At 68.7% G+C, this 22,865-nt stretch carries 26 protein-coding genes; 14 read left to right on the forward strand and 12 right to left on the reverse strand.

Features of this window, described 5'->3' with window-relative positions; all coding sequences use genetic code 11:
• Positions 1-4: 4 nt before the first annotated feature.
• Complete coding sequence (locus ACFYWJ_RS00215; RefSeq protein WP_355271637.1) at positions 5-403, reverse strand: DUF4913 domain-containing protein; 399 nt, start codon at positions 401-403, stop codon at positions 5-7.
• Positions 404-444: 41 nt separating this feature from the next.
• Positions 445-1,068, reverse strand: a complete 624-nt coding sequence (upp, locus tag ACFYWJ_RS00220) for a uracil phosphoribosyltransferase (protein WP_355271635.1) — start codon at positions 1,066-1,068, stop codon at positions 445-447.
• Between the two features lie 142 nt (positions 1,069-1,210).
• On the opposite strand from upp, the gene ACFYWJ_RS00225 reads away from it, so the two are divergent.
• From ACFYWJ_RS00225 to ACFYWJ_RS00245, 5 genes are read left to right on the forward strand one after another with little or no spacing between them, the layout of a single operon-like run.
• Complete coding sequence (locus tag ACFYWJ_RS00225) at positions 1,211-1,537, forward strand: type VII secretion target (protein WP_355271633.1); 327 nt, start codon at positions 1,211-1,213, stop codon at positions 1,535-1,537.
• Positions 1,534-2,664 carry a C40 family peptidase gene (locus ACFYWJ_RS00230; RefSeq protein WP_355271631.1) on the forward strand — a complete coding sequence of 377 codons (1,131 nt, stop codon included), beginning with the start codon at positions 1,534-1,536 and terminating at the stop codon, positions 2,662-2,664. Before ACFYWJ_RS00225 ends, ACFYWJ_RS00230 begins: the two co-directional genes overlap by 4 nt.
• Positions 2,661-3,014: a hypothetical protein gene (locus tag ACFYWJ_RS00235; RefSeq protein WP_218717692.1), complete on the forward strand. Its 354-nt coding sequence runs from the start codon at positions 2,661-2,663 to the stop codon at positions 3,012-3,014. Before ACFYWJ_RS00230 ends, ACFYWJ_RS00235 begins: the two co-directional genes overlap by 4 nt.
• Positions 3,015-3,022: 8 nt before the next feature.
• Positions 3,023-3,364: a YbaB/EbfC family nucleoid-associated protein gene (locus ACFYWJ_RS00240; RefSeq protein WP_355271629.1), complete on the forward strand. Its 342-nt coding sequence runs from the start codon at positions 3,023-3,025 to the stop codon at positions 3,362-3,364.
• 20 nt (positions 3,365-3,384) lie between these two features.
• Entirely contained in the window at positions 3,385-4,632 is a 1,248-nt protein-coding gene (locus ACFYWJ_RS00245; protein WP_355271627.1) for a primosomal protein, read from the forward strand.
• Between the two features lie 51 nt (positions 4,633-4,683).
• Here ACFYWJ_RS00245 and ACFYWJ_RS00250 read toward each other — a convergent pair whose 3' ends face one another.
• The 3 genes from ACFYWJ_RS00250 to ACFYWJ_RS00260 form a co-directional block, all read right to left on the reverse strand.
• Entirely contained in the window at positions 4,684-5,781 is a 1,098-nt protein-coding gene (locus tag ACFYWJ_RS00250) for an adenosine deaminase (RefSeq protein WP_355271626.1), read from the reverse strand.
• A gap of 192 nt (positions 5,782-5,973) precedes the next feature.
• Positions 5,974-7,260: a thymidine phosphorylase gene (locus tag ACFYWJ_RS00255; protein WP_355271624.1), complete on the reverse strand. Its 1,287-nt coding sequence runs from the start codon at positions 7,258-7,260 to the stop codon at positions 5,974-5,976.
• A gap of 45 nt (positions 7,261-7,305) precedes the next feature.
• On the reverse strand, positions 7,306-7,707 hold the full coding sequence (locus tag ACFYWJ_RS00260) for a cytidine deaminase (protein WP_355271622.1): 402 nt from the start codon (positions 7,705-7,707) through the stop codon (positions 7,306-7,308).
• Positions 7,708-7,997: 290 nt separating this feature from the next.
• On the opposite strand from ACFYWJ_RS00260, the gene sdhC reads away from it, so the two are divergent.
• From sdhC to ACFYWJ_RS00280, 4 genes are read left to right on the forward strand one after another with little or no spacing between them, the layout of a single operon-like run.
• The gene (gene sdhC, locus ACFYWJ_RS00265) at positions 7,998-8,402 is read left to right on the forward strand and encodes a succinate dehydrogenase, cytochrome b556 subunit (RefSeq protein ID WP_355271621.1); all 405 of its coding nucleotides are present in this window, start codon (positions 7,998-8,000) and stop codon (positions 8,400-8,402) included.
• A gap of 1 nt (position 8,403) precedes the next feature.
• The gene (locus ACFYWJ_RS00270; RefSeq protein WP_355271620.1) at positions 8,404-8,838 is read left to right on the forward strand and encodes a succinate dehydrogenase hydrophobic membrane anchor subunit; all 435 of its coding nucleotides are present in this window, start codon (positions 8,404-8,406) and stop codon (positions 8,836-8,838) included.
• A gap of 16 nt (positions 8,839-8,854) precedes the next feature.
• Complete coding sequence (sdhA, locus tag ACFYWJ_RS00275; protein WP_355271618.1) at positions 8,855-10,624, forward strand: succinate dehydrogenase flavoprotein subunit; 1,770 nt, start codon at positions 8,855-8,857, stop codon at positions 10,622-10,624.
• Positions 10,624-11,394 carry a succinate dehydrogenase iron-sulfur subunit gene (locus ACFYWJ_RS00280; RefSeq protein ID WP_355271616.1) on the forward strand — a complete coding sequence of 257 codons (771 nt, stop codon included), beginning with the start codon at positions 10,624-10,626 and terminating at the stop codon, positions 11,392-11,394. The genes sdhA and ACFYWJ_RS00280 overlap by 1 nt, the downstream gene beginning before the upstream one ends.
• Before the next feature lie 61 nt (positions 11,395-11,455).
• Here the strand turns inward: ACFYWJ_RS00280 and sph are convergent, their stop codons facing one another.
• The 3 genes from sph to ACFYWJ_RS00295 form a co-directional block, all read right to left on the reverse strand.
• Positions 11,456-12,418 carry a sphingomyelin phosphodiesterase gene (gene sph / locus ACFYWJ_RS00285; protein WP_355271614.1) on the reverse strand — a complete coding sequence of 321 codons (963 nt, stop codon included), beginning with the start codon at positions 12,416-12,418 and terminating at the stop codon, positions 11,456-11,458.
• A gap of 112 nt (positions 12,419-12,530) precedes the next feature.
• Entirely contained in the window at positions 12,531-13,337 is an 807-nt protein-coding gene (locus ACFYWJ_RS00290) for an alpha/beta hydrolase (RefSeq protein WP_355271613.1), read from the reverse strand.
• A 63-nt stretch (positions 13,338-13,400) separates the two neighbouring features.
• A complete protein-coding gene (locus ACFYWJ_RS00295) occupies positions 13,401-14,354 on the reverse strand; it encodes a fructosamine kinase family protein (protein ID WP_355271611.1) in 954 nt (317 codons plus the stop codon).
• A 180-nt stretch (positions 14,355-14,534) separates the two neighbouring features.
• On the opposite strand from ACFYWJ_RS00295, the gene ACFYWJ_RS00300 reads away from it, so the two are divergent.
• The 3 genes from ACFYWJ_RS00300 (at position 14,535) to ACFYWJ_RS00310 (ending at position 17,756) form a co-directional block, all read left to right on the forward strand.
• Positions 14,535-15,764, forward strand: a complete 1,230-nt coding sequence (locus tag ACFYWJ_RS00300) for a cytochrome P450 (RefSeq protein ID WP_355271609.1) — start codon at positions 14,535-14,537, stop codon at positions 15,762-15,764.
• 28 nt (positions 15,765-15,792) lie between these two features.
• A complete protein-coding gene (locus ACFYWJ_RS00305) occupies positions 15,793-16,509 on the forward strand; it encodes a TetR/AcrR family transcriptional regulator (protein WP_355271607.1) in 717 nt (238 codons plus the stop codon).
• Between the two features lie 107 nt (positions 16,510-16,616).
• The gene (locus ACFYWJ_RS00310) at positions 16,617-17,756 is read left to right on the forward strand and encodes a hypothetical protein (RefSeq protein WP_355271605.1); all 1,140 of its coding nucleotides are present in this window, start codon (positions 16,617-16,619) and stop codon (positions 17,754-17,756) included.
• 3 nt (positions 17,757-17,759) lie between these two features.
• Here the strand turns inward: ACFYWJ_RS00310 and ACFYWJ_RS00315 are convergent, their stop codons facing one another.
• Together ACFYWJ_RS00315 and ACFYWJ_RS00320 are read right to left on the reverse strand one after the other, a co-directional pair.
• Positions 17,760-18,428 (reverse strand): DNA repair protein RadC, encoded by a 669-nt coding sequence (locus ACFYWJ_RS00315; RefSeq protein WP_355271603.1) that lies wholly within the window; start codon positions 18,426-18,428, stop codon positions 17,760-17,762.
• A gap of 66 nt (positions 18,429-18,494) precedes the next feature.
• Positions 18,495-18,722, reverse strand: coding sequence for a type II toxin-antitoxin system VapB family antitoxin (locus ACFYWJ_RS00320; RefSeq protein ID WP_355271601.1), 228 nt, complete (start codon positions 18,720-18,722; stop codon positions 18,495-18,497).
• Between the two features lie 257 nt (positions 18,723-18,979).
• On the opposite strand from ACFYWJ_RS00320, the gene ACFYWJ_RS00325 reads away from it, so the two are divergent.
• Both ACFYWJ_RS00325 and ACFYWJ_RS00330 read left to right on the forward strand, forming a co-directional pair.
• A complete protein-coding gene (locus ACFYWJ_RS00325) occupies positions 18,980-19,876 on the forward strand; it encodes a phenylalanine 4-monooxygenase (RefSeq protein WP_355271599.1) in 897 nt (298 codons plus the stop codon).
• A gap of 153 nt (positions 19,877-20,029) precedes the next feature.
• Positions 20,030-20,713 carry an ester cyclase gene (locus ACFYWJ_RS00330; protein WP_355271597.1) on the forward strand — a complete coding sequence of 228 codons (684 nt, stop codon included), beginning with the start codon at positions 20,030-20,032 and terminating at the stop codon, positions 20,711-20,713.
• A gap of 1 nt (position 20,714) precedes the next feature.
• Here ACFYWJ_RS00330 and ACFYWJ_RS00335 read toward each other — a convergent pair whose 3' ends face one another.
• The gene (locus tag ACFYWJ_RS00335) at positions 20,715-21,323 is read right to left on the reverse strand and encodes a TetR family transcriptional regulator (RefSeq protein ID WP_355271595.1); all 609 of its coding nucleotides are present in this window, start codon (positions 21,321-21,323) and stop codon (positions 20,715-20,717) included.
• Entirely contained in the window at positions 21,313-22,827 is a 1,515-nt protein-coding gene (locus ACFYWJ_RS00340; RefSeq protein ID WP_355271593.1) for an MFS transporter, read from the reverse strand. Before ACFYWJ_RS00340 ends, ACFYWJ_RS00335 begins: the two co-directional genes overlap by 11 nt.
• Positions 22,828-22,865 lie beyond the last annotated feature (38 nt).

Here is a 22,865-nt window from a genome sequence, read left to right on the forward strand (position 1 = left end):
CGCGTCACGGGGTGACGCGGATCTCCGGTTCATCGAAGATTCCCCGATCCACCGCAGGCAGCTCGGCCACCGGCAACGGCTCGGTCGCGCGATGGCCACGCTCGATCGAGCAGTGCCGGAACGGCCCCGACGACGAGAGCAGCACGCGGACATGGGGATCCATGTGGTCGAGCAACCACACGCTCATACCGAACCCACCGCCCCGGCGCAGGTCCTCCCAGGCTTGCCACAGGGCATCGAGCCGGACCACGGCACCGGTATGTCGCCACCATTCGGGGCACCAGTGCACCTGCTCACCCGGCCGGTATCCCACGGTGTCGCCGGCCAGCTTGACGAAATACCCGGACACCCACTCCATCACGTTGGCGTACACCGGATCGACCGGTTCGTCCACACTCCCCATAGAGGCAGGATGACACAGATCGCCCGGTCGGCGACGGGATTTCAGCGGGGGCCGAACTGGCGGTCACCCGCGTCGCCGAGGCCGGGGACGATGTAGGCGTTCTCGTTGAGCTTCTCGTCGACGGCGGCGGTGACCAGCCGAACCGGCAGACCGGAGTCGGCCAGGGCCGCAATGCCTTCGGGAGCGGAGACCACGCAGACGGCGGTGATGTCGGTGGCGCCGCGGGCGACGAGCAGCTCGAGGGTGTGGCGCATCGAGCCGCCGGTGGCGAGCATCGGGTCGAGGACGAAGACGGGCAGGCCGGTCAGGTCGGCGGGCAGCGATTCCAGATAGGGCACCGGCTGGTGGGTCTCCTCGTCGCGGGCGATGCCGACGAAACCGACCCGGGCCTGCGGCACGAGATCGGCGGCGGCGTAGACCATGCCGAGGCCGGCGCGCAGCACCGGAACCAGCAGCGGCGGCGCGGCCAGCCGGACACCCTCGGTGACCGCCACCGGCGTGTCGATCGGCGCACGCACGACGGGCGCGTCGCGCAGCGCCTCGTACATCAGAATGCCGGTGAGGTCGCGCAATGCCGTGCGGAAGGCGGCGTTGTCGGTACGGGCGTCCCGCATGGTGCTCAGCAGGGTCGCGGCCAGCGGGTGGTCGACGGTGTCGGTGCGCATGAAAAAACGATAGGGTCACCAGGCGCTCCGGGTACGGCTGCTGGGGAAATTTTCGCGGTCGAGGGAACCGAATGCGGCCTCGGTGCGTCCAAGCAATGGAGTGACGTACTCTGCCCGGGAACTCGAGGATGGGGGAAGTTCGATGACGAAGATGTCGGCCGATGCGGAGGGCATCGTCGCCTACAGCGCGACCGCTGGGGTCATGTCCACCGACCTGGCGACGGCGGTCGCCGGATCGGTAGCCTCCGCGCCCGGCTTGCTCGGCCCGATCATGGGTCTGATCGGCGGCGATTTCGTCGCCGCGTACTCGGCGGCGCACGCCGGTCACGTGGCCGCGATCGGCCAGCTCTCCGCGGTCATGGCGAGCATGAGCGCGGCCACCGCGAGCGCGGCCACCACTCTGGTCGACACCGACGCCGACTTCGCGGGCGGGCTCGGCTCGGCGGGCGAGATCGGCACCGACGCATGATCGACCTCAGCGGACTGGCCCAGCCCCTGCTCGATCTGCTGTCCAGCTTCGGCACCGGCGTGCTCGGCACCGACGGCACGTCCGACGGGCTGCGCTCCACCTCGACCAATCTCGACCAGATCTACGAGCTCGGCCGCAACAGCATCAACAACGTGAACACCGCCTGGGACGGCATGGCGGTCGACGCGGCCACCTCCAAGGCGCTGCGTGTGCAGACCTCCTCGGCCACCCTGTCCGACACCGGCAACGAGATGGCGACGGTCGTCGACCAGGCCGCGGCCTACGTGGAGACCGGGCAGAAGGATCTCGACACCATCGTCAACTCCTTCCTCGCCGACGTGTCGGCGCTGAGCCCCACCCTGGCCACGCCCGTCGGCCTGGCCGCAGTGGTCAGCTCGGCGATCGACCACATCGGTCAGGGGCTCGGCGTCGTCAGCCGGGTCGAGGAGGAGCTGGGCACCCAGACCGCGGCGATCCAGGAACTCACCCCTGCACCGTCGAGCACCTCACTGGCGAGCACGTCCTCGGGCATCTCCAGCCTGGCGTCCTCGGCCTCGAGCCTGCTCTCGGGCACCGGCGGCTCGGTGCTGAGCGCCGTCACCTCGGGACTGTCGAGCGCGCTGAGCAGCACCTCGAGCAGCTCGAAGTCGACCACCACCGGCACGACGAACAACGGCAGCAAGACCTCGACCGGGTCCTCGTCGGGATCGTCGACCGGGTCGACCGGCACCGGGGTCAAGATCACCCTGCCCGACGGCAGCACCGTCGAGGCGCCCAACGAGGAGGCCGCGACGGCGGTGCGCTCGGCGATCAGCGCCGTCGGCACCCCGTACGTGTGGGGCGGCAACAGCCCGGGCTCCGGCATCGACTGCAGTGGGCTCACCCAGTACGCCTACGGCGAGGCGGGGGTCGACCTGCCCCGGCTCGCCCAGGAACAGCACATCGGACATCCTCAGGTGTCCCCCGGTGACCTGATGCCGGGCGATCTGGCCGTGTGGGACGGCCATGTCGCCATGGTCGTCGGCAACGGGCAGCTCGTCGAGGCAGGCGATCCCGTCTCGATCAGTTCCATCCGAACGGAGAACAGTGGCATGGAGTTCTACGGCTTCTACAGGCCTACCGCATGACCGGCACGCCGATCCCCGAGGTTCCCAATGTGGAGTCCGCGGTCAGCACCAACCGGTCCGGCACCATCTCGGTCCGCGCGACCAGCATGGGCCTGCCGATCGCGATCAAGTTCGAACGCAGCGAATACCAGTACGGTGCCCAGGCGCTCGCCGATGAGATCCTCCGCCTGACCAGGCGTTCGACCATCGCCGCCGCGGCCCGCCTGCGCGAGATCTACAGCGAGCAGGCCGAGATCCCGGACCACCTGCTGGACCGGATGAACCTGCCCACCCGGCGCCAGGCGGTCGACGAGCTCGATCGCATCGACGACGCCGACACCGGTCAGACGAGTTGGATGAGGCCACTGTGAGCGCGGAAATGGATGCCCTGGTCGCCGGGGTGACCGGAAAGCTGGAGGCGCTGGAGGCGGCGCTGTACGGGTTGAAGCAGGTCAACGGGCGATTCACGACCGAAGACGGACTCGTCACCGCCGAGGTCAACAGCGACGGCGCCCTGGTCGCGCTGTCCCTGGACGAGGGGATCACCGCACTGGCCCCCACCGAGGCCGCGCAGCTCATCCTGACGGCCTGCAAACAGGCCACCGAGACCGCCGGTGCGGCGCGTTCCAACATCATTGCGACACTGAACGAATCGCTCACCGGGTCCGCCCCGCAGGGGTCGGAGCAATTAGCACCCGGGCCGGATAGTGCCCGGCGCTGAAGGTCGATAGGCTTCGCGTCATGGCTTCTGGAGACATCGTCCCGATCGAGCTCGGTCTGACCGATGGCGATCTCGTCACCCTGTGGGCACCGCGCTGGCGCGACGGTGACGACGAGTGGGAGGCGTTCCTCGGTCACGAGGACGACCTCTACGGATTCGAGTCCGTTGCGGAGCTGGCGGCGTTCATCCGCACCAACTCCGACAACGACCTCGTCGACCACCCGTCCTGGGCGATCATCGCCGGTCTCTCGGCCGCCGAGCTGGAGCCGGAGGAGAACTTCAGCTTCGATCTGGTCGCCGTGCCCGAGCTGGCCGCGGGCGACCCGGACGTCGATGTCGTCGGCGAGCTCGAGGACACCCTGGCGATGGTGCGCAACATCGGCGAGGTGTGCGAGCTCGACGTGGTGACCAAGTTCTTCGGGTCCAACCCGGTGCTCGGCGCGCTGGCCAGCGGGGCGAACACCTTCGTCGGCCGCGACGGCGAGGAGCTGTGGGACCAGGTCGGCGCGGCCATCGTCAAGGGCTGGGACGACGTGCTCGACGCGATCGACAGTGTCGTCAGCACGCCCGAGGTCGACGCGGCCGCGGTCGCCGTCGCCGAGGCCGAACTGCTGGCGGCCGAGGAGAACGAGGTCGACGCCGACGACGCCGCCGAGGAGGACGAGGAGTTCGAGAACGTCGACCTCGACGCCGAGGACGACGACGAAGAGGACGAGGACGACTCCTTCTGGCACGAGGTCGGCATCGACCCGGTCAAGATCGTCACCTCCGACGGCGAGCACTTCACCCTGCGCTGCTACCTCGACGACGAGCCGATCTTCCTCGGCGACGGCCGCACCATCACGGTGTTCGGTTCCGAGCGCGCGCTGGCCCGCTACCTGGCCGACGATCACGAGCACGAGCTGGCCCGGGTCTCCACCTTCGCCGAGGTGCAGACCGCGGCGGTGGACGGTTCGCTCGAGGTCGAGGTGACCGACGAGAACGTCTACGTGCTCACCGGTCTGGTCGACGATCTGGCCGAGGGCCCGGAGGCCGTCGACATCGAACAGCTCGACCTGGCCGTCGAACTGTTCAGCGACGCCGCCGACTACGCAGACGACGACAGCGTGGAACAGGCACTGGCGCAGTCGAATCCGCTCGGCTGGTACGTCTCCTACCTGCTGAACCCGGACCCCAACCGGATGGCGCCGAACCCGCCGTTCGCCGCGGAGGCCCAGCAGTTCCGCGACCTGCAGCGCGCGTTCGAAGCGCGGCTCACGCAGCAGTAACGAGCTCGACGGAACAGGGCGGTGCCGAGACGGCACCGCCCTGTTCGCGTTTCAGCCGATGAGCACGGCGTAGCCCGGCTTGATCACCTCGTCGATGATCTTCAGCCGGTCCGGGAACGGGATGAACGCCGACTTCATCGCGTTGATGGTGAAGCGTTCCAGGTCGCTCCAGCCGTAGCCGAAGGTGTCCACCAGCTTGAGCATCTCCGCGCTCATGGTGGTGTCGCTCATCAGCCGGTTGTCGGTGTTGACGGTGACCCGGAAGCGCAGCCGCGCGAGCAGGTCGAACGGATGCTTGTCCAGCGAGGGCACCGCGCCGGTCTGCACATTCGACGACGGACACAGCTCCAGCGGGACGCGCATGTCGCGCACGTAGTTGGCGACCAGGCCGAGCTGGGCGTCCTCGATATTGCCGGGCACGGTGATGTCGTCGGTGATCCGCACGCCGTGGCCGAGTCGATCGCAGCCGCAGAACGCCAGCGCCTCGTGGATCGACGGCAACCCGAACGCCTCACCCGCGTGAATCGTGAAGTGCGCGTGATTGGCTCGCAGGTATTCGAAGGCGTCGAGGTGGCGGGTGGGCGGGAAGCCGGCCTCGGCGCCCGCGATGTCGAAGCCGCCGACGCCGCGATCCCGGAAGCGGACCGTGAGCTCGGCGATCTCCCGGGACCTGGCCGCGTGCCGCATCGCGGTGAGCAGGCAGGTCACCCGGATGAGGTCGCCCCGCTCGGCCGCGATCGCCTCGCCCTCGCGGAAGCCGGCGATGGTGTGCTCGACGACCTCGTCGAGGGTCAGGCCCTTCTCCAGGTGCTGTTCGGGCGCGAACCGCACCTCGGCGTAGACCACGCCGTCGGCGGCGAGGTCGATCGCGCACTCACGGGCGACCCGCCGCAGGCCCTCGGGGGTCTGCATCACGGCGACGGTGTGGGCGAAGGTCTCCAGGTAGCGCTCCAGCGATCCGCTGTCGGCGGCATCGCGGAACCACGCCCCGAGACTCTCGGCATCATGGGCGGGTAATTCGTCATAGCCGCAGTCGGCGGCGAGCTCTAGCACCGTCTCGGGCCGCAGACCACCATCGAGGTGATCATGCAGCAAGGCCTTCGGTGCGCGTCGGATCGAAGCAAGGTCTAGGGGCGCCGGTCCAGTCATGTATCGACGGTAGCGGGGCGCGCGGCTTCCGGCAGCGAACTCGCCCCGTGGCAACCGTCTCGTTGATTATCCGCCCTGCTACGGACTATTGCGGGTCACCCGCGCGGACCTCGGCCGGGCGGTTCCGGCCCGACACGACGGCTCGACCGGTCGGCTCCTTCGCCCGAATCCGGCCCTCCGCGCCCGGCGTTCTCAGCCGATCCGGTCGATGACCAGGTCTCCCGGCTTCGTCTCGGCGGTCGGCGCGACGGCCACCGCGTCGACGAGGGCGGCCAGCGCGCCGTCGAAGGCTTCCGGGGTGTCGGTGTGCAGGGTGAGCAGGGGCTGGCCTGCGGTCACGGCGTCGCCGGGTTTGGCGTGCATCTCGATGCCGGCGCCCGCCTGGACCTGCTCGCCCTGCCGGGCGCGGCCGGCGCCGAGGCGCCAGGCGGCGATGCCGACGCCCATCGCGTCGAGCCGGGTGAGGACGCCGGAGGACTCGGCCCGGACGACCTCGGTGTGCCGGGCGACCGGCAGCGGCGCGTCGGGGTCGCCGCCCTGCGCCTGGATCATCGCGCGCCAGTGGTCCATGGCCCGGCCGTCGGCGAGGACGTCGGCCGGGTCGACGTGCAGTCCGGCCTGGGCGACCATCTCGCGGGCCAGGGTGAGGGTCAGCTCGATCACGTCGGCCGGGCCGCCGCCGGCGAGCACCTCCACCGACTCGGCGACCTCGAGCGCGTTGCCCGCGGTGCGGCCGAGCGGGGTGTCCATCGCGGTGAGCAGCGCGACCGTCCGCACGCCCGCGTCCCGGCCGAGCTCGACCATCGCCGTCGCCAGTTCCCTGGCACCCTCGACGGTCTTGAGGAAGGCGCCGGAGCCGACCTTCACATCCAGGACCAGCGCCGCCGTCCCCTCGGCGATCTTCTTGCTCATGATCGAGCTCGCGATCAGCGGGATCGACTCCACCGTGCCGGTGACATCGCGCAGCGCGTAGAGCCGCTTGTCGGCGGGCGCCAGATCGGCACCCGCCGCGCACACCACCGCGCCGATCGCGGGGTCGGCCAGGATCTCGCGCATCCGCGGCACCGTGACATCGGCGCGCCAGCCCGGGATCGACTCGAGTTTGTCGAGTGTGCCGCCCGTGTGCCCGAGCCCACGGCCCGACAGCTGCGGCACCGCGGCACCGCAGGCCGCCACCAGCGGGGCGAGCGGCAGCGTGATCTTGTCGCCGACCCCGCCGGTCGAATGCTTGTCCACGGTGGGCCGGGGCAGGTCGGTGAAGTCCATCCGGCTGCCCGAGCCGATCATCGCCGCCGTCCAGCGGGCGGTCTCGCGCCGGGTCATCCCCCGCCACACGATCGCCATGGCCAGCGCCGACATCTGCTCGTCGGCGACGATCCCCCGGGTGAAGCCATCCACCACCCAGTCGATCTGCGCGTCGGAGAGCTCACCCCCATCGCGCTTACTTGTGATGACCGATACCGCATCCAGTGCCGTCATGCGCCAAGTCTGGCACCGCGGCGGGACACGGGCAGCGCGGGAGGGCTACCGGCGCCCGGCCGCCAGATCGTCCGGCCCGAACGCGTACGGCAGCAGCTCGCTCAGCGGCTTGGGCCCCGCGGCATGGTCGACGAGCAACTCCGCGCCGCCGTGCTCGAACAACAGCTGACGGCAGCGCCCACACGGCATCAGGATTTCGCCCCGGGAATCGGTCACCGAGACAGCCACAAGACGGCCGCCACCCGAGGCGAATAAGTTACCGACGAGTACACATTCGGCACACAGCGTTAGCCCATATGAGACATTTTCCACATTGCAACCGCTCACAATTCGGCCGTCCGCCGTGAGAGCCGCCGCACCGACCGGGAAACCCGAGTACGGGGCATACGCCGACCCCATAGCGCGAATTGCCATGTCATGCAAGGTATTCCAGTCGATTTCGGGCATCGCGAACCTCCAGCCGATCCCGCCGAACGCGTCGACAAACGGGCCTTCGCACCAGTATCCGGCAAGGAGAAAGGTAAACCTAACTCGGCCGATTCGCACGCAACGCACGGCACGCCGAATTAGTTCCGCGAAACAGAGAGGATTAGAGTCAGCCGAAGATCGGTTCAGGTTCCCGGCGGCGGGCCAGCGCTCGCGAACACAGCGCAGCCACCTGGGCATTTGCCTCTCCACGCACGCCGGCGTCGGATCTGTGACCGGGTCCATCAACGACGTTGGAGGCACCGCACTCTATGACCACGATAGAAGCTCCGGCTCCGGCCCAGCCGAAGCGGAAGACGCTGTACCGCGGCGACCCTGGCATGTGGTCGTGGGCGCTGCACCGGATCACCGGTGTCACGATCTTCTTCTTCCTCTTCGTGCACGTGCTGGACACGGCACTGGTCCGGGTCAACCCGGTCACCTACGACGAAGCGATCGAGCTGTACAAGAACCCGCTCGTCGCGCTCATGGAGATGGGTCTCGTCGTCTGCGTGCTGTTCCACGCTCTCAACGGCGTCCGCGTCATCCTGGTCGACTTCTGGTCGCAGGGCCCGCGCTTCCAGAAGCAGATGCTGTGGATCGTGCTGACCATCTGGGTTCTGGTCTCCGCCGCCGGCGTCGGCCGCCAGTTCTTCTACCTGCTGACGGAGCACTGATATGTCTGCACCTGTCCTCGGCAAGTCCTACGACCGCCCGGCCAGCCTCGACGCTCCCCGCTCCCCCCGGGCCAAGGCGAACGGCAACTTCGAGAAGTACGCGTGGCTGTTCATGCGCTTCTCCGGCCTGCTGCTCATCGTGCTGGTGCTCGGCCACATGTTCATCATGCTGATGATCGACGGTGGCGTGAACCGGCTGAACTTCGCCTTCGTGGCCGGTCGCTGGTCCAGCCCGTTCTGGCAGTTCTGGGACCTGACCATGCTCTGGCTGGCCCAGCTGCACGGCGGCAACGGTCTGCGGACCGTCATCGATGACTACTCCCGCAAGGACTCCACCCGGTTCTGGCTCAAGACCATTCTCGCGGTCTCGATGATCCTGGTGATGAGCGTCGGCACGTACGTCATCTTCACCTTCGACCCCAACATCACCGGTTAGGAACAGGCCACCTCGCATGAGTGAATCCCGTCCGATTCAGGAGCATCGCTACGACGTCGTCATCGTCGGCGCCGGTGGCGCGGGTATGCGCGCGGCGATCGAGGCCGGTCCCCGGGCTCGCACCGCGGTCCTGACCAAGCTGTACCCGACGCGCAGCCACACCGGCGCGGCCCAGGGCGGCATGTGCGCCGCGCTGGCCAACGTCGAAGAAGACAACTGGGAATGGCACACCTTCGACACCGTCAAGGGTGGTGACTACCTGGTCGACCAGGACGCTGCGGAGATCATGGCCAAGGAGGCCATCGACGCGGTGATGGACCTGGAGAAGATGGGCCTGCCGTTCAACCGCACGCCCGAGGGCAAGATCGACCAGCGTCGTTTCGGTGGCCACACCCGTGACCACGGCAAGGCGCCCGTGCGTCGCGCGTGTTATGCCGCCGACCGCACCGGTCACATGATCCTGCAGACGCTGTACCAGAACTGCGTCAAGCACGACGTCGAGTTCTACAACGAGTTCTACGTGCTCGACCTGGTGATGACCGACACCGAGCGTGGCCCCGTCGCCACCGGCGTCGTCGCCTACGAGCTGGCCACCGGCGAGATCCACGTCTTCCACGCGAAGTCGATCGTGTTCGCCACCGGCGGCTCGGGCCGCATGTACAAGACCACCTCGAACGCGCACACGCTGACCGGTGACGGCATGGCGATCGTGTTCCGCAAGGGCCTGCCGCTCGAGGACATGGAGTTCCACCAGTTCCACCCGACAGGCCTGGCCGGCCTGGGCATCCTCATCTCCGAGGCGGTTCGTGGTGAGGGTGGCATCCTGCGCAACGCCTCCGGTGAGCGCTTCATGGAGCGCTACGCCCCCACCATCAAGGACCTCGCGCCGCGCGACATCGTCGCCCGCTCGATGGTGCTCGAGGTGGCCGAGGGCCGCGGCGCCGGCCCGAACAAGGACTACGTCTACATCGACGTGACCCACCTCGGCGAGGACGTGCTCGAGGAGAAGCTCCCCGACATCACCGAGTTCGCGCGCACCTACCTGGGCGTCGACCCGGTCAAGGAGCTCGTGCCGGTCATGCCGACCTGCCACTACGTGATGGGCGGTATCCCCACCCGCATCCGTGGCGAGGTGCTGCGCAACAACACCGACGTGGTCCCCGGCCTGTACGCCGCCGGTGAGTGCGCCTGTGTCTCCGTGCACGGCGCGAACCGCCTGGGCACCAACTCGCTGCTCGACATCAACGTGTTCGGCAGGCGCGCCGGTATCGCCGCCGCCGAGTACGCCCAGCGCACCGAGTTCGTCGAGATGCCCGAGGACCCGGCCAAGATGGTGCAGGACTGGCTGGCGCTGATCCTGTCCGACCACGGCAACGAGCGCGTGGCCGACATCCGCACCGAGCTGCAGGCCACGATGGATGCCAACGCGGGCGTGTTCCGCACCGAGGAGACCCTCAAGAAGGTCCTCACCGACATCCACACGCTCAAGGAGCGCTACACCCGGATCACGGTGCAGGACAAGGGCAAGCGCTACAACAGCGACCTGCTCGAGGCCGTCGAGCTGGGCTTCCTGCTCGAGCTGGCCGAGGTCACCGTCGTCGGCGCGCTCAACCGCAAGGAATCGCGTGGCGGCCACGCCCGCGAGGACTACCCGGACCGCGACGACGTCAACTTCATGCGGCACACGATGGCCTACAAGGAGGGTCCGGAGCTCCTCTCCGAGATCCGCCTCGACTTCAAGCCGGTGGTGCAGACCCGCTACGAGCCGATGGAGCGTAAGTACTGATGACTGCTGTAGCCGAACCCACCACGCAGAAGCCGGCTCCCGTTCCCGAGGGCTCGGTCATGGTCACCGTCAAGGTGGCCCGGTTCAGCACCGAGGACGACAAGGGCGCGCACTGGGATTCGTTCCAGGTGCCGGTCCTGCCGACCGACCGTTTCCTCAACGTGCTGATCTACATCAAGTCCTACCTGGACGGCACCCTCACCTTCCGGCGCTCCTGCGCCCACGGTGTGTGCGGTTCGGACGCGATGCGGATCAACGGCGTGAACCGGCTGGCCTGCAAGGTGCTGATGAAGGACCTGCTACCCAAGGGCGACAAGACCCTCACCATGACCGTCGAGCCGATCCGCGGCCTGCCCGTGGAGAAGGACCTCGTGGTCGACATGGAGCCGTTCTTCGACGCGTTCCGTGCCGTCAAGCCGTACCTGATCACCTCGGGTAACGAGCCCACCCGCGAGCGCATCCAGAGCCAGCACGACCGTGCTCGGTTCGACGACACCACCAAGTGCATCCTGTGCGCCTGCTGCACCACCTCCTGCCCCGTGTACTGGAGCGACGGCAGCTACTTCGGCCCGGCCGCGATCGTGAACGCGCACCGCTTCATCTTCGACAGCCGTGACGAGGCCGCCCGCGAGCGTCTCGACATCCTCAACGACGTCGAGGGCGTGTGGCGCTGCCGCACCACCTTCAACTGCACCGACGCGTGCCCCCGTGGCATCGAGGTCACCAAGGCCATCCAGGAAGTCAAGCGGGCCCTGCTCTTCACCCGCTGACCCTCCCCGGTCCACGAAGGCCGCCTTCATCTTTCGAGATGAAGGCGGCCTTCGTCGTCGGTCAGCCGTTGGAGCCGAAGACCGGGTAGTGGTCGCTGTAGTCGGTGTAGGTGTAGGTGGTGCCCGTGGCGGTGACGCTCCAGGAGGGGCTCTTCACGCGGCGGGTCTCGTTGACGTAGCGCTTGGGGACGGGGTGGCCGTTGATGGGCAGCACGTAGTCGAGGTGCTCGGAGGCGTATTCGGGGCCGTACTGGTCGAGGCAGACCGAGTTGTCGGCGCAGTCCCACGAGTGCGGGTGCCCGGTGTGCTCGGGACCGACGGCGCCGAGTTCGGCGAGCATGGCGGGATATTCGGCACTGGATTCGATGACGTTCATATCGCCTGCCACATAGACCGGCTCCCCGGCGGGGATGCGCTCGGCGGCGAGGAAGGCGGCGATCTGCGCGCGCTGCTTCGCCCGCACCTGACCCGGCTGGCCCGCACTGCACCCGTCGTCCTCGGACTGCATGTGCGTGCCGATCACGTGGATGGCACCGCCCGGCGCGGCCAGCTTCACGTAGGCGAAGCCCTTGTTGGAGAACCAATCCGCGCCGCACGCGTCCTTGTACACGAACTGCACCTTGCGGCTGATCGGCCAGCGGCTGACGATGGCGACACCGCCGTCCTCGGGCGTGGTCGCGGAGTACGACCCCTGGGTCGCGTCCCAGCCCGAGCGCGACCGGCCGACCACCGACGTCTGATTCGGGTGGGTCCGCCGCAGATTGTTCAGCAGCCGGTCACCGCCCTCGTTGTGGAACAGCTCCTGGAGCACCACCACGTCCTGATCGGCCAGCACATTCTGCTGCGCGATCAGATCGGCACGCTGCTCCTGCCCCCAGTTGGGGTAGAGCGCCTCCGGCAGCATGAAGACGTTGTAGGAGGCGATCTTCGCCGGAGGGCCCGCGTGTGGCGCGGCGCCGGCGGGAGCTACGGGGAGCAGTGCGGCCGCACCGCACAGAGCGGCGAGTGCCAGTCGTTTGAACATGAGGCATTTTGATCATGCGCCCACCTTCGCGGCCGACACTCGGGAACCTCTACATCCAATCGTTACAGGAGACGTAAATCTGTAATCCTGAATCCAGGGGCGTCACGACGCGCTACCGATCCGCCACGAAGGCGGTGATCGCCGCGGCGAGACCGGCGGTATGGGTGAGGGCGAGGCCGTGGTCGGCGTCGGCGAACAGCACCGCTTCGGCCCGCGGGAACCAGGTGGTGATCAGCTCGGCGACCTCGGCGAACCAGGGGCCGCTCGCCGTCCCGCCGAGGTAGAGCACCGGCGCCTGGACACGGGCCGCGTCGGCGGCGGTGAAGGTCCAGGTCAGCAGCGCGGGCAGATCGGTGGCGAAGAAGGTTCCGGCGTCGGCCGTCGCCTGCTCCCGCGCCCCGGGCAGCTGCCGATCCAGGACGTCACGCCAGCCCGATCCGCTGACAATGCCCATCAGGTGGCCGAGGGCGACGGCGCTCCCCGCCTCGCGGTACTCCCGCTGGAGTTCGGCGTTGACGGAACGGAATTCGGCGACGTGGACCGGCGGCGGCTCGATCAGGACGAGCGAGCGGACCCGCTCCGGCGCGTCGGCCGCCAGCTGGAGAGCGACGGCCCCGCTGTAGGAGAGCCCGAGCACGTGCGCGGAGTCGATGCCCAGCGCGGTCAGCAGGGCCGCGCAGTCCCGCGCGTCGCGGCCGATCGAGCCGGGGCCCGACACCGGGTCGCTGCCCGCGTACCCGCGACGGTGGTAGCGGATCGTGGTGAAGTCGCGGCCGAGCGCGGTCGCCAGTGGCGCGCACTCCTCGGCGAGCAGCCCGGTTTGGATCAGGACGAGCGGCGCCCCGGCGCCACCGATGATCACCTCCAAGCCGACCTCGCCCGCACGCACCCGGCGAGCACCGCCGCGATGGCTGGACATGGCGGCCACCTCGATCCATCGAGCCTGCTCAGCCAGTCTATCCGGGCAGCGGCGATCGACTCGCTATCGATAACGCCGCGCGGCGTCGAGGACCGCTGTGCGATACGAGCGGCCGAACAGGACGGCGTGGACCAGCAGGATCGGCAGGGTGTGGAGCGCGATGCGGTCCTTCCAGCCCGGGGCGAGGGGGTGGATCTCGTTGTAGGCGGCGATGATTCGGGACAGGTGGGGGGCACCGCCGAAGAGCGTCAGGGTGGCCAGGTCGGTTTCGCGGTGGCCGCCGTGGGCGGCGGGATCGATCAGCCAGGGGGTGTCGTCGCGTCCCCAGACGATGTTGCCGGGCCACAGGTCGCCGTGGATCCGGGCCGGGGGTTCCGATGGCGCCTCGATGCGGATCGTTGCGACGAGCGCGGCGTCGGCGGGGTCGAGACCGCCCGCGTCGACGGCGAGTTCCAGCAGCGGCAGGATGCGATTCGCACGGAACCAGGTCGGCCAGTCCTCGCCCGGGGTGTCGTCCAGGGGCAGGCCCGCGAGGAATCCGGCCGGCACGGCGGCATCGGGCGTGCGGGAGGGCTGCCCGGGACCCGACGGGGCGGTGTGGAGTGACACCGCCGCGCCGAAGCAGTGCGCGCCCGCTCGATGGGTGGTGGCGAGTCGGCGCCCGAAACGCTCGGCGGCGGAGGCACTCGGCTCGGCGTGCTCGATCCACTCCAGGAGCAGCAGTTCGCCGGTGACCGCGTACACCTCGGGCACCGCGACCCCGCCCGCCGCGCGCAGCCAGCGCAGCCCGTCCGCTTCGGCCGCGAAGAGACCGGCGGGCGCGGCGGTGGCCTCGGCCGTCGGCGCGGCGGACACACCGCCCGGCCAGGTCTTGAGGAACACCTGGGTGCCGTCGTCGAGCCCGATCCGCTCGGCGACGCTGATCGAGCCGCCGGGCACGGGCGTCGTGCGCAGCCGCTGGTGCGCGAGAAAGGTCGGCAGCAGATGCGGGTTCGCGCACAGAAACGGCAGGTCCACGCGGCCATCTTGCCCAGCGGGCGGGGATCGTGGTCGGCAAACCGCCCGATTCTTCTCGGCAGGTTTTATAAACGGGTATTACTAAACACTGTTCATAAACGGGTCGGACGTGGTTTCATCATCACGAACGTGTTCCACATCACGTTGTGACGTCCGCGCACCGGACCGGAGGAGACAGCCGTGACCAGCACCAACATCCCCGCGGGGTTCGATTTCACCGATCCCGATCTGCTCGCAAGCCGACTGCCGATCGAGGAGTTCGCGCAGCTGCGGCGCACCGCCCCGGTCTGGTGGTGCGCCCAGCCGGACCGCGCCAGCGGATTCGACGACGGCGGCTACTGGGTGGTGTCCAAGCTCGCCGACATCAAGGAGATCTCCAAGAACCCCGACGACTTCTCCTCGCACGAGAACGGCGCGATCATCCGGTTCAACGAGGAGACCACCCGCGAGCAGATCGACATGCTCGGCAACATGCTGATGCTGAACCTGGATCCGCCGCAGCACACCAAGATCCGCCGCATCGTGTCCAAGGGCTTCACCCCGCGCGCGGTGGAGAACCTGCGCGCCGCGCTCACCGAGCGGGCCGAACGGATCGTCTGGGAGGCCAAGAAATCCGGGCGGGGCGACTTCGTCGAGCAGGTGGCCGTCGAACTGCCGCTGCAGGCGATCGCCGAACTGCTCGGCGTCCCGCAGGAGGACCGTCGCAAGATCTTCGACTGGACCAACCAGATGATCTCCTACGACGATCCGGAGTTCGAGGGCAACCACCACGTGGCCACCGCCGAAGTGATGGGCTACGCCTGGAACATGGCCGAGCAGCGCCGGGGGTGTCCGGCCGCCGACATCGTCACCCAGCTGGTCAACGCCGACGTCGACGGCGAGCACCTGGGTTCCGACGAGTTCGCCTTCTTCGTCATCCTGCTCGCCGTCGCGGGCAACGAGACCACCCGCAACTCGATCACCCACGGCATGAAGGCCTTCGTCGACAACCCCGCCCAGTGGGAGCTCTACAAGGAGCAGCGCCCGCGCACCGCGCCGGACGAGATCGTGCGCTGGGCGACCCCGGTGACCGCGTTCCAGCGCACCGCCACCCGCGACCTGGAACTGGGCGGGCAGCAGATCGAGAAGGGCCAGCGGATCGGGTTGTTCTACAGCTCGGCCAACTTCGACGAGGAGGCCTTCACCAACCCGTTCGAGTTCGACGTGCTGCGCAACCCGAATCCGCATGTCGGCTTCGGCGGCACCGGCACGCACTACTGCGTCGGGGCGAATCTGGCCCGCCTGGAGATCGACCTGATGTTCAATGCCATTGCCGACGCGATGCCGAACCTGCGCCAGGTCGCCGACCCGGTGCGGCTGCGCAGCGGCTGGCTCAACGGCATCAAGCGCTGGGAGGTCGAATACGCTTGACCCGAAACATGATCGAGGGGGTGGCCGGGTGACGGGCAAGGCGCGTGGGCGCGCGCCCGTGGTGACCGACGCCGATATCCGGCGGGTCGCCAGGGCGCAGCTGGCCGCGCAGGGACCGGACGCGGTCACCCTGCGCGCGATCGCCCGCGAGCTGGGCGTCACCGCGCCCGCGCTCTATCGGCACTACGCCTCGCGCGACGAGCTGATCGAGCGGTTGCGGGTGGAGTTCTGCACCGATCTGGCCGCGTTCCTCTCGACCGAGATCGCCGTGCTGTCCGACGACGGCGCGGTGCAGTTCCTGGCCATCTGCCGCGGTTTCCGGCGGTGGGCGCTGGCGAATCCCCGGGAGTTCACCCTGGTCTTCGCCTCGCCCACCTCGGGCCGGTCGATGATGCGCCGGTTCGACGAACCCTTCGGCCGGATCTTCCTCGCCGCGGCGGGCAGGCTGCTGGTCGGCTTCGAGATCGCCACCCCGCCCGGCGAGACCATCCCGCCCGCGCTGCGCGAGGATCTCGTCGCCTTCCAGACCGATCTGCTGGCGATGCTCTCGGAGTCCGGCCAGAAGTTCCCGGCCGAGAAGCTGGATCTTGGCGTCACCTATCTGATGGTGCAGATCTGGGCCAGGCTGTTCGGCCACGTCACCCTCGAGGTGTTCGGCAACTACCCCATCCCGCTGGCCGACCCGGAGATCATGTTCGACGCCATGCTCGCCGACCTGGCCAGGACCACCGGTTTCGCCGACTGAAAGACCAACGCCTCGACAGTGTCGGTGCCGTCGGTCAAGATCGACGGTAACCGACAGGGACGGGGAGTGACGCGGCGATGGAACGCGAGCAGTTCGTGGAAACCGTGATGACGACTGTGCGCGCGCACGGGATCGGCGATGCCGAGTACTCGGCCGAGGACTTCAGCGTGCATCACAGTGACGGCCGGGTGATCTTCCTGGACAACATCTTTCGTGAGTGCCAGCAGCTCGGCGCGGCGGAGCGGGAAGAGCGCATCACCGCGTTCATCGCGGCGATGACCGGATCCGACGATGTGCCGGGCGACTGGGAATCGGTGCGCCCGATGCTGCGTTCGGTCCTGCGTCCGGTGACGCTGGGCCAGGACGGCCCGCGGCCGCTGCACCGCGCGGCGTTCCCGTTCATCGACGAGATCGTCGTCGTCGATCTGCCGCGGACCAGGTCGTTCGTCTCCGTCGATCAGGTCGCGAGCTGGGGTGTGGACGCCGAGCAGGTCTTCGCCGCGGCGCGCGACAACCTCACGGCGCTGAGCAAGCCCGGCTCCCCCGCCGAACTACAGATCCTGCGCTTCGTCGACGACGGCGATTCCTACTTCGCCTCCTGGCTGCTGGTGCCGGGCTGGCTGGCCGGGTACGCCGGTGGCGAGGCCAGACCGGTCGCGTTCATCGCCGAGAACGATTCCCTGCTGGTCGTTCCCGACGATCCGGAGCTGCTCGTCGAGGTGTTCGAGATGATCGAGCAGCAGTACCGCGACGCGGCCCGTCCGGTCTCGCCGCAGGGCTACACGGTCGACGAGCACGGCACCGTCGTCCCCTTCGACGAGGCGGGCCCGCACCCGTCGATGCCGCTGGCGCTGCGGGCGCGCGCCGGCCTGGCCGCGACCGAATACAGCATCCAGACAGACCATTTGAACGACCTGTTCGAGGAGTACCTGGAGCTGCCCGACCTCGACATCGCCCCCGCCTACGCGGCCACGGTCAACTACGAGGAGTCCTCCGACGGCGCCTTCACCTCGGTGGTCTGGGGCGAAGGGGTGGAATACCTGCTTCCGGAGACCGACGTCGTGCGCTTCCTGCGCCGCGACGACAACGACGAGGTCGAACTGCTCTGCACCGTCCCCTTCCCCACGGTCGTCGAGATCCTCGGCCTCACTCCCCTTCCCACCATCGAGCCCACCCGCTTCGAAGCCCGCCACTGGCCCGACCCCACCGCGCTGGCCCGCCTCCGCGCCGCCGACATCGAGCAGTAGGGGTCAGTCCAGGGGTGGGGCGGTGGACCAGGTTTCGCCGGCGATGACGAGGTGGTCGAGGTAGCGCAGGCCGACGAGGTCGGCGGCGCGGGCCAGCAGGGTGCCCGCGCGGCGGTCGTCGGCGCTGGGCGTCGGGTCGCCGGAGGGGTGGTTGTGCACGACGGCGAAGGCGCGGCCGTCGTGGCGCAGGACGGTGTTGAGGATTTCCCGGACCGGGACGGCCACGTGGTCGATGGCGCCCTCGGCGACGAAGGCGCGGTGGCGCAGGCGATGCTGGGTGTCGCAGATCAGCACGAGCAGGCGCTCGACCCTGGCGCCGGCGAACAGCGGCACCGCGACGCGGGCGATATCGGCAGGTGAACTCAGCCGCGGCACCGATTCGGTGATCCGCGAGCGGGTGCCGAGATGGAACGCGGCGATCACCGTCGCCGCTTTGGCCGGACCGATGCCCGCCCTGCGCGCCAGCTCCTCCGGCCGGGCGGCGGCGAGCTCGGCCAATCCGGCGTACTCGCCGAGGAGCTGCGCGGCGAGCTCCAGCGCCGACTGCCCGCGCGTGCCCTGCCCGAGCAGCAACGCGAGCAGCTCGACATCGCTGAGCGCGTGCGGGCCGAGCAGCAGCAAGCGCTCACGCGGGCGTTGGGCGGCGGGCAGATTCGCGATCGGTACCGACATCGTTCCCCCTGCGGATCGGCGACGGGACCGATGATTCCAGCGGGTACCGACACATTCGCGCCCGAGCTATCCTTCGGCCACCCCGTCCGCGGCCATGATCGGCGCCTGCTCGTCCTCCCGCGGGGTGCTGAAGATCGAATCGGCCATCAGCCGTTCGAGATTGCGTAGTTGCCGCTCGTGCACGACGATGCGCCGCAACGCCTCGTTGACGGTCGCGTTGCTGTCGGCGGTGCCCATGATGTCGGCCGCCGCGGCCAGCAGGTGCTGATCGAGATCTATCCGCAGGGATCGCAATCGTCCTCCTTCGTCGATCGCAATCTTGCGTTATTCGCGCCGGGCGCGTCCGCCGATTCACCGCGTCGTTACCGAATACCCGCGTTCGCAAGTCCGCACAGCGACCGGCGGCGAGCACCGCGATCGGTCGCCAGCAAGCGCACAGAAAACCCTGATGATCGCCGGAATCAGCGTATTTTCGCCACGATAACTGTGCAGTTTGCGCAGTTGTGCGCGTCGTTGTTGTCGACGGGAACGCGCGGTGCTTGCCTGGAGGCATGTTCACCGAGGCCCAGCTGTACTCGCCGGTGACGCGCGAGCGCGACGGCGATGTGACCGTGCATCTGAGCGCGGATCACCCCGGTGTGAACGACGAGGACTACCGCACCCGCCGCAACGCCATCGCCGCGATGGCGCTCGACTACCGGCCGGGCGGCCGTGTCCCGCAGATCGCCTACACCGAGGACGAGCAGCGGGTGTGGCGGATCGCCTCGGCGGAACTGGCCCGCAAGCACGAGATCTACGCCTGCGGCGAGGTCCGCGACGCGGCGGCGGCGCTTGCCCTGCCGCGCGATCACATCCCGCAGCTGGACGAGGTGTCGCGCCTGCTCGCCCCGCTGACCGGCTTCAGCTACGTGCCCGCCGCCGGGCTCGTCCCGCTGCGCGAGTTCTTCGGTTCCTTCGCCGAGCGCACCTTCCACTCCACCCAGTACATCCGCCACCACTCGGCCCCGCTCTACACCCCCGAGCCCGACGCGATCCACGAGATCATCGGCCACGCGAATCAGATCGCGAGCCCGAAATTCGCCGCGCTGTACGAGACGGTCGGCGCCGCGGTCGCCCGGCTGGAGACCGAGACGGCGCTGAAATTCCTGGCCGACGTCTTCTGGTTCTCTTTGGAGTTCGGAGTGGTCCGTGAGGCCGGCGAGATCCGTTGTTATGGCGCCGGATTGCTGTCTTCCTACGGTGAGATCGATGAATTCCGGCACGCCCGGCTACGTCCGCTCGACGTCGCCGCGATGGGCACGATCGACTACGACATCACCCACTACCAGCCGGTGCTGTTCTGCGCGGAATCGGTGGATCAGATCGTCGGCGTGCTCGGCGAATTCTTCGCGACCATGGATGACGAGACCCCGGCCCGGCTCGGACACCATCCACACCCCGTCGCATAGCGTTTCCGAAAACGTTGTCACAGAACACAGTTCGGCATTTCGCGATTCTCATCTGCTGAGACGCGACAGGCGCGGCGGAGCGGTCGCTGTTACCTTCGACCGGTTCTACGAGCTTTTCCGAAAGGGTCGGGTAGACCGAAAATGACTGTGGATGTGACAGATACGCAAGCCGATCAGAATCCCGAGCCGGAGGCCCCGCTGTGGCTGCAGGGCCGCGAAGCGGTGATCGCCGCGGCCGCGCCGACCGAATGGCGCGGCAATGTCCCGGACTACGAATTGAGCCATGAAGTCATCCCGCGCGAGCGCACCACCGAGCACGCCCCCGGCTCGCTCGAGGCGATCGTCGAGGACCTGGTGAAGGTCTTCGAGATGGAGGTCTCGCACAAGGGCGATCCGGCCACCTGGCTGTCGGTGGTCGCCGAGCAATACCGCGGCCGGGTCAACGGCGGCGAATGGCAGGACGCCGAGGAATTCGCGCGGATCGGCAGCTACAACATCCTGATCGGCGACAATCCCTACTACGAGGCGGCGAACGAGACCTTCGAGTCCTCGCACCACGTCTTCCACACCGCGTTTCCCGGCGGCTTCTTCTGGGAGGTCATCGAGGTACTGTCCGGTCCCCCGACCGTGAGCTTCCGCTGGCGGCACTGGGGCAGGTACGAGGGCGAGTACAAGGGCCACCAGCCCACCGGTGAGCAGATCGAGATGTTCGGCGTCACCATCGCCCGGGTCAGCGACGACCTGCGCATTCTCGAGCTCGAGCACTTCTACGACAACAACAAGCTGCTCGGCCCGCTGGCGCACGGCTGCCCCGTGCAGCACGGCAAGGCCGAATAGGTCAGCTCCGGTCGCTGCCGTTCGGTCCGTCGTCCGGACCGAACGGCAGCCCGGCCTGCAGGAATCGCAGGGCGTGACCGGCGTTCTCGGCATTGACCGGCGTGGTGGTGACGATGGCCAGCATGGTGCCGATCATCGCGCCCGCGGCGATCCGCACCTCGAAATCGTCGGCGGTTCGGCCGGTGTATTCGGCCATCAGTTGCGCAGCCAGTTCGATGCTGCGCTGGAATTCCAGACCGATCGCGGGGCGCAGCTCCGGTACGTGATACAGCAGGGCCTGACGTTCCTGCTCGAAGGCCAGGTCGGCGGCGGGCATGGCCGCGTACACCGCCTCGAGGGCGTTGCGGAAGGCGGTCAGCGGGTGCTTGCCGCGCGGCTGCGCGGCCAGGGCCTCGATCATCAGCGCGTCCTGATCGTCGGCGATGACCAGCTGTTCCTTGGTCGGGAAGTAGCGGAAGAAGGTGCTGGGCGAGACCTCGGCGGCCGCCGCGATCTGTTCCACCGTCGTCTCGGTGTAGCCCTGCTCCCGGAACAGCCGGAACGCCTCGACCCGGATGGTGCGACGGGTCCGCTCCTTCTTCCGCTCACGCAGCGACATCTCAACCGACATGCATCGATTCTGCCGCATCCAGCGCGGCGACCGGTGCCGCCGCTCGCCCACGCAGTACCCAGGCCGCCACGACGGCCGCCCCGAGGCACAGCACGGCGCACACCCCGAGCATGGTGTCCATCCCCGCGACGAAGGCGTGCCGCACCTGCGCGAGCATCGCCGGATCGCCCGCCCGGTGCGCGACGGCGACGCCCGCGGTGACCCCGTCGGCGATCGGCTCCCGGTTCAGCGCGCCGAGCTCGGTCCGGTAGGTGGTGGCCAGCACGGTGCCGAGGACCGCCACGCCGATGGTGCCGCCCGCCTGCCGAAGTGCTTGCAGCAGTGCTGAACCCGAGCCGGAGCGGGCCGCGGTGAGCTCCCCCATCGCCAGGCCCATGGCCGCGGGCATGACCAGCCCCATGCCTGCACCGAGCACCGTCGTCCACAGGGCGGTGAGACCGTAGCCGCTGTCCACCCTGGTCAGCGCGCCGAGCCCGATCCCGCCCGCCAGCACCAGGAAGCCCGCGGTGAGCACCACCCGCACCCCGAGGCGCGGGAGCAGTACGTCGACCAGTCTGCTGCCGAGCACCAGCCCACCGATCAGCGGCAGCAGCCGCAGCCCGCTGCCGAGCGCGTCGACCTCGAGCACCGCTTGGAAGTACTGCGGAACGGTGAAGAACATGCCGAACATGGCGAAGCTGACGAGAATGGAGAACGCGGTGCCCCAGCGGAATCCGGGCGCGGCGAACAGGCCGACATCGATGAGCGGGTGGGCGCAGCGACGCTGCCACCACAGGAACGCGCCGAGCAGCGCGACGCCCCCGGCCACCGCGAGCCAGCCGACGGCGTCGGCCCAGTCGCGTTCACCGATCCGGATGAAGCCGTAGGTCAGCCCGAGCATGCCAGCGGCCGAGAGCGCCGCACCGGCCGGATCGATGCGAGAACCGGTGTCGCCGCGCGATTCCGGGACCAGGGTCGCGACCGCCAGCGCGCCGGCGACCACCAGCGGCACATTGATCAGGAACACCGAGCCCCACCAGAAGTGCTGGAGCAGCCAGCCGCCGAGGATCGGGCCGAGCGGCAGGCCGACGGCGGTCGAGGTGACCCAGATCGTCAGCGCGCGCTGACGCTGCGCCAGCTCGGTGAACAGCACCGGCAGCACGGCCATCGACAGCGGCATCATCGCCGCGGCCGCGACACCGAGCGCGACCCTGGCGGCGATCAGCTGACCGGCCGTGCCGGCGAACGCGCAGGCCAGCGAGGCCGCCCCGAAGACGAGGAGCGCGCCGAGCAGTACCTTCTTGCGCCCGTAGCGGTCGCCCAGCGCACCGGCGGGCAGCATCAGCGCGGCCAGCGCGAGGGTGTAGGCGCTGCTGAACCATTGCAGCGCAGCGGTATTCGCGTCCAGGTCGACCGCGAGGGTCGGCAGGGCCACCGTCAGCACGGTGACGTCGAGTCCGATCGTGAGCATCGCCAGGGCGAGGGCGCCGAGGGCGAGCCAGCGGCGGGTGGTTTCCGTCCGCATATCTCCTCCAAAATGAGAGTTACAGTCATTTGCTAGTA

Origin of the sequence: Nocardia sp. NPDC003269, assembly GCF_042888005.1 — a bacterium.
Taxonomy (GTDB): domain Bacteria; phylum Actinomycetota; class Actinomycetes; order Mycobacteriales; family Mycobacteriaceae; genus Nocardia.